At 68.4% G+C, this 475-nt stretch carries 1 protein-coding gene; it reads right to left on the reverse strand.

Annotation, left to right across the window (positions count from 1 at the left end; translation table 11 throughout):
• The coding region (locus LC454_RS26240) for an ABC transporter ATP-binding protein (RefSeq protein WP_223585389.1) at positions 1–475 on the reverse strand (475 nt) is incomplete at both ends.

The following is a 475-nucleotide window of genomic DNA, read 5'->3' on the forward strand; positions in this document are numbered from 1 at the left end:
GGTCGTGGGTGATCAGGAACACGGTCAGCCCCAGCGCTTCCTGCAGGGTCTTGATCAGGCGATCGAACGCCGCCGCACCGATCGGGTCCAGGCCGGCGGTCGGCTCATCCAGGAACAGCAGGGGGGGATCCAGCGCCAGCGCACGTGCCAGGCCGGCGCGCTTGCGCATGCCGCCGGACAGCTGCGAGGGCAGCTTGTTGATGGCATCGGCGGGCAGGCCGGCCAGTTTCACCTTCAGCAGTGCCAGTTCGTAATGCCAGCGCTCGGGCAGTTCGCGGTGGTGTTCCTTCAGTGGCACCTGCACGTTCTCGCCGACGGTCAGCGACGAGAACAGGGCGCCGTCCTGGAACAGCACGCCGGTGTTGCGCTCGATGTGCAGGCGGCTCTCGGGATCGTCGGCGCGCGCATCGCGGCCGAGCACCTCGATCTGCCCTTCATCCGGCACGCGCAGCCCGAGGATCGAGCGCATCAGCAC

The sequence above is a fragment of the Sphingobacterium sp. GVS05A genome, assembly GCF_019969845.1.
GTDB lineage: Bacteria > Bacteroidota > Bacteroidia > Sphingobacteriales > Sphingobacteriaceae > Sphingobacterium.